This window comes from Pseudomonas agronomica, from assembly GCF_025917275.1.
GTDB lineage: Bacteria > Pseudomonadota > Gammaproteobacteria > Pseudomonadales > Pseudomonadaceae > Aquipseudomonas > Aquipseudomonas agronomica.
The window spans coordinates 1-4865 of sequence record NZ_JAOSHO010000390.1 but is presented as its reverse complement, the minus strand read 5'-3'; the positions used below and the strand labels follow the sequence as shown (position 1 = coordinate 4865).

At 62.4% G+C, this 4865-nt stretch carries 5 protein-coding genes; 1 reads left to right on the top strand and 4 read right to left on the bottom strand.

Features of this window, described 5'->3' with window-relative positions:
- Positions 1-50 precede the first annotated feature (50 nt).
- The 4 genes from ehuA to ehuB form a co-directional block, all read right to left on the bottom strand.
- Positions 51-920 carry an ectoine/hydroxyectoine ABC transporter ATP-binding protein EhuA gene (gene ehuA, locus OC610_RS21235; RefSeq protein WP_408636626.1) on the bottom strand — a complete coding sequence of 290 codons (870 nt, stop codon included), beginning with the start codon at positions 918-920 and terminating at the stop codon, positions 51-53.
- Positions 920-1576 carry an ectoine/hydroxyectoine ABC transporter permease subunit EhuD gene (ehuD, locus tag OC610_RS21230; protein ID WP_264430525.1) on the bottom strand — a complete coding sequence of 219 codons (657 nt, stop codon included), beginning with the start codon at positions 1574-1576 and terminating at the stop codon, positions 920-922. The genes ehuA and ehuD overlap by 1 nt, the downstream gene beginning before the upstream one ends.
- Positions 1573-2232: an ectoine/hydroxyectoine ABC transporter permease subunit EhuC gene (ehuC, locus tag OC610_RS21225; protein ID WP_030139936.1), complete on the bottom strand. Its 660-nt coding sequence runs from the start codon at positions 2230-2232 to the stop codon at positions 1573-1575. The genes ehuD and ehuC overlap by 4 nt, the downstream gene beginning before the upstream one ends.
- A 73-nt stretch (positions 2233-2305) precedes the next feature.
- Positions 2306-3163 carry an ectoine/hydroxyectoine ABC transporter substrate-binding protein EhuB gene (gene ehuB, locus OC610_RS21220; protein ID WP_264430522.1) on the bottom strand — a complete coding sequence of 286 codons (858 nt, stop codon included), beginning with the start codon at positions 3161-3163 and terminating at the stop codon, positions 2306-2308.
- A gap of 290 nt (positions 3164-3453) precedes the next feature.
- Here ehuB and ehuR point away from each other — a divergent pair, with 290 nt between their 5' ends.
- On the top strand, positions 3454-4848 hold the full coding sequence (gene ehuR / locus OC610_RS21215) for a MocR-like ectoine utilization transcription factor EhuR (protein ID WP_249876084.1): 1395 nt from the start codon (positions 3454-3456) through the stop codon (positions 4846-4848).
- Positions 4849-4865 lie beyond the last annotated feature (17 nt).

Genomic DNA, 4865 nt, shown 5'->3' with positions numbered 1-4865 from the left:
GCGAGAGCAAGCTCCCTCGCCACGGAGGTGTTCACTTGAGTAATTAGGGGTCAATTCGCCTCTTTCACCGCACTCAAGAACGCACACGTCCGCTCTTGCTGCGGGTTCTCGAAGATCTGCGCAGGCGTGCCTTGCTCATGAATCTGGCCCTTGTAGAAAAAGCACACCCGATCAGCGAACTCCCGCGCAAATCCCATCTGGTGGGTCACCATCAGCATCGTCAGGTTGTGTTCGGCGCCCAGCTTGCGAATCACGTTCAAGACCTCGCCGCACAGCTCCGGATCCAGCGCCGACGTCACTTCGTCAAACAGCATCACCTTGGGCCGCATCGCCAGCGCCCGGGCAATCGCCACCCGCTGTTGCTGGCCGCCGGATAGCTGCGACGGGTAATGATCGAGCTTGTTGCCCAGGCCCACCAGCTCCAGCAGGTCGGCGGCGCGCTCGCGGGCTTCCTTCGGGTTCATGCCCAGCACCTGTACCGGCGCCTCGATGACGTTTTGCAACGCAGTCATGTGGGGGAACAGGTTGAAGCTCTGGAACACCATGCCGATCTTGCCGCGCACCCGGCGGATGTGCCGGTCATTGGCCGGCACCAGCACACCGTTGCGGTTGGGCATGTGGGTCAGGGAATCGTCCTCGATGCGGATCTGGCCCTGGTCGATGCCTTCGAGGGTCATCAGCACCCGCAGCAGCGTGGACTTGCCCGAGCCGCTGGGGCCGATGATCGCGACCTTTTCACCGGGCGCGACATCCAGGTTCAAGTGGTCGAGCACGGTGAAGCTGCCATAGCTTTTGGTCACGTCCTGGAAACTCACAATCGGCCGGGACGGGGTTGGAACGTGCATGGCCGGGGCCTCCTGCTGCGATGCCAGCGTGCTGCGCCGGGACAAATCGGTGGGCGTGGACAGAGGTAAAGTCATTAGCGTAGCTCCATGCGCGTTTCAAGGCGCCGTACCAGGTAGGCCAGGGCGAGGCTCAGGGCGAGGAAGAACAGGCCGACCATGGTGATCGGTTCGAGGTAGCGGAAATTCTCGGAGCCGATGTTCTTGGCCTGCTGCATGATTTCCACCACGGTGATGGCCGACAGCACCGGCGTGTCCTTGAGCATCGCCACCAGGTAATTGCCCAGCGGCGGCACGATGGGGCGCAGCGCCTGGGGCAGGATGATGTTGCGGTAGGCGTCGTACGGCGCGATGTTCAACGCCGTCACCGCTTCCCACTGCGCCCGCGGTACCGCGTCGAGACCACTGCGATAGACCTCGGCGATGTAGCAGGCGTAATGCAGGCCGATGCCGACGATGCCGACTTGCATGGCCGTCAGGCTCAGCCCGTAGTTGGGCAGCACGTAGTAGAGGAAATACACCTGGATCAGCAACGGCGTGCTGCGGATGAACTCGATCACCGCCGTGGCCGGCCATGACAACCAGAGCCTGCGGCTGCGCCGGCCGATCGCCAGGAACAGCCCCAGCACGATCGCGATCAGGAAGCCGATCAACGTGATGCCCACGGTGTTGAGGGACGCGCGCAGCAGGTCCGGAAGGATTTGCGCGGCGTAGGACCAGTCGAACAATGTCATGACAGACCTCCGCGCATCCGGCCCCGGCTCAGTCGTCGCTCGATGTTGCGCATGCCGAAGTTGATGGCCTGGGCGAGGATGAAATACATCACCAGCGCCAGGCTGAAGATTTCCAGGGTCTGGAACGTTGCCTGGTCCAACTGGCGCGCCCGGAAGCTCAGGTCCGACAAGGTGATCAGCGACACCAGCGACGTGTTCTTCAGCAACTCGATCAACAGATTGGTGCCCGGCGGAATCGCCGCCAACAACGCCTGGGGCAGGATGATTCGCTTGAAGCGTGTGAAGGCACTGAAGTTCAGCGCCGTGCAGGCTTCGTATTGGCCCTTGGCGACCGAACTGATGGCGCCGCGCATCACCTCGGCCCCATACGCGCCAATGTGCAGGCCCAGGCCGACGATCGCCACGGCGTAAGGGCTCAGTTCGACGTTGAAGGGGGGCAGCGGCAGCACGAAGAACAGCCAGAACAACTGCACCAGCAGCGACGTCCCGCGGAACACTTCGATGTAGGTGATGGAAAACCAGCGCAACGCGCGCCACGGCGACAGCCGCCCGAGGGCTGCAAGTACCGCCGCGACAATCGCCAGCAGCGAGCCGAAGAAGGTCACCTGGAGCGTGACCCAGGCCCCTTGAATCAATAACGGAAGTAATTCGCCCATGGTTCAACCCGATGTCCGATGAAGCGGGGAACAGGCATTACGCGCTGTGCGTCATGCCCGTTTCGGCGTGCCGTCAGGGCTGAGCGCAGAGCTCGGCCGCGGTCTTGCTGGTCACGTTGGATTTGTCGAAACCGAACGGCGCGACGGCCTTGAGGTGCTCTTCGGAACCCAGCCACTTTTTCAGCTCGGCGTTGACAGCGTCGCGCAGGTCTTTGTCTTCGGGGCGGAAGGCCAGCGCACCGTAGCCGATGTGGGACGGGTCGTCCTTGAATTCGGTCATCGCCTCGACCTTGTCACCGCCCTTGGCGGCCAGGCCCTTCATGGTCAGTTGCGTACCGACGGCGGCGTCGGCGCGACCGGCGCGCACGGCTTGCAATTGCGCGGTGGTGTCGGGGACTTGCAGGATCTGTTCATCCTTGACCCCGGAATCACGGGCATAGGCCAGGTTGACCGTGCCGGCCATGATTGCCAGCTTCACGTCCGGTTGCTTGGCGATGTCTTCATAGCTGTGGAGTTTTTTCGGATTGTCCTTGGCTACCAACAAGGCGTCGGGCAATTGGTATTGCGGATCGGTGAACAACACCTGCTTGCAGCGCGCCGGGGTGATGTACATGCCGGCGGCGATCACGTCGAAGCGACCGGCGCGCAGGCCAGGAATCAGCGAGCCCCACTCGGTGAGCACGCCATTGACCTGCTTGATGCCCATCCTGGCGAAGATGATCTTGGCGATCTCCGGCGATTCACCGGTGACGGTGCCGTCGGTTTCGGTGAAGGCAAACGGGGTTTCGTTGGCGTAGCCGATGCGGATGCTGCTGTTGCTCTTGACGGTATCCAGGGTCGCCGCCTGGACGCTGCTGGCCAGGCCAAGCACGGCACAGGTCAACAAGAGCCGGCGCAAAGGTGTGCAAGTGCGGGGAAGAAAATTGCTCATCGATAAAATCTCCTGTTTCTTGTGGATCCGTCAGCGGACGGTTCTGTGTTAGGAGGCAGTGTGACAAGAGCAAAACGTACAACGGCGGATCCGGGCATGGCCTGAGATCGGGAATGGCGCCGGTACAGGTCGGTCCGGCTTTTTGTCGGGGCAATGCACCCGCCTGGATAACGACCTTGGACCGAGCATACAAAAGCCCCGGCGCGGATTGTATTGCACTAGGACAATTGCATTGCCGCGATGGCCGCGCAATGCTGTGCGCACCCGTTCTCACGCCGGTTGCAGCCGTTATGGATAAGTGGAAGTCAGCCCTGGACCTCGCCCGCAGCGGTGAATCCAAATACAAGATCCTGGTGCAGGCCATCGCCGACGACATCGAACAGGGAACCCTGGCCAATGACCAGCGCCTGCCGCCGCAACGGCAGGTGGCCGACGCCATGGGCATCAGCGTGCAGACCGTCACCAATGCCTACAAGGAGTTGGAGCGCCAAGGGCTGGTCCGCTGCGAAGTCGGGCGCGGCAGTTTCGTCTCGCGGCGCATGAGTGATCGGGTCGCCACCTATATCCTCGACAGCCCCGAGCGGGCGCTGGTGGACTTTTCCATCACGCGCATCCTGCATACCCGCGAGCACGATCAGTGCTGGCGCGACACCTGTGCCGAGCTGAGTACCGAAGAGGACCAGCCATGGATCCACGCGTTTCGTCCGATAGCCGGTTTTGAATCCCATCGCGAAGCGGCGGCGCAATGGATCGGCCGACAGGGGCTGAAGGTCGATCGCAACGATGTATTGATCACCAATGGCGCGGCCCATGGCATTTTCCTCGCCCTGGCGTCCCTCGCCGGTCCCGACGATGTGGTGCTCTGCGAAGGGCTGACCGACCACGGCGTGATCGGCAATTCCCAGGTGCTGGGCTTTACCCTCAAGGGCCTGGACACTGACCGCCATGGCATCGACCCCGAGCATTTCGAAGACATGTGCAGCAACGAGCGGATCACTGCGCTGGTGTGCACGCCGAATCTGAACAACCCCACCACCAGCCTGATGCCTGACACCCGCCGCCGGGAAATCGCCGAGATCGCCCGACGCTTTGGCGTGCACATCATCGAAGACGATGTCTATGGTCCGCTGCTGGACGAGCGCAGGGCGCCGCCCATCAGCCATTACCTGCCGGAGCTGTCGTTTTACTGCACGAGCATGACCAAGTCGGTGCTCACCGGGTTGCGGATTGGCTATCTGGTGGTGCCCAAGCGCCTGGCGTTGCGCACCGAGAGCATCCTGCGGGTCAACAGCTGGATGGCCACGCCGATGGTCTCGGAAATCGCCGCCCGCTGGATCCGCGACGGTCGCGCCGAGTCGTTGTTGCATCTACAACGGCGCCTGTTGGCCGGGCGCCAGGCGATGGTCACCGAGTACATGGGTGAGCACGTATTGGCCCAGCATCCTCATGCCTTGAATGCCTGGATCGGTATCCCACCGCATTGGGAAGTCGACAGCCTGGTGCGGGCGTTGCGCCACAAGCACATCGCCGTCACGTCCCCCGATCCGTTCACCGTACGCGGCACCCCCCGGCCCCGCGCGGTGCGGGTCTGCGTCGGCGCCGAATGCAGCGATGAAGAAATGCGCCATGCGCTGATCGGCATGCGGGAAATCTTCAACCAGTACCCGCAGATTCATGATTTCTGATGCACCACACCATTCCC

Excerpts from the sequence above, each read along its gene's own strand:
- ehuA (WP_408636626.1), bottom strand. The coding sequence starts at position 920 with ATGACTTTACCTCTGTCCACGCCCACCGATTTGTCCCGGCGCAGCACG.
- ehuD (WP_264430525.1), bottom strand. The coding sequence starts at position 1,576 with ATGACATTGTTCGACTGGTCCTACGCCGCGCAAATCCTTCCGGACCTG.
- ehuC (WP_030139936.1), bottom strand. The coding sequence starts at position 2,232 with ATGGGCGAATTACTTCCGTTATTGATTCAAGGGGCCTGGGTCACGCTC.
- ehuB (WP_264430522.1), bottom strand. The coding sequence starts at position 3,163 with ATGAGCAATTTTCTTCCCCGCACTTGCACACCTTTGCGCCGGCTCTTG.
- ehuR (WP_249876084.1), top strand. The coding sequence starts at position 3,454 with ATGGATAAGTGGAAGTCAGCCCTGGACCTCGCCCGCAGCGGTGAATCC.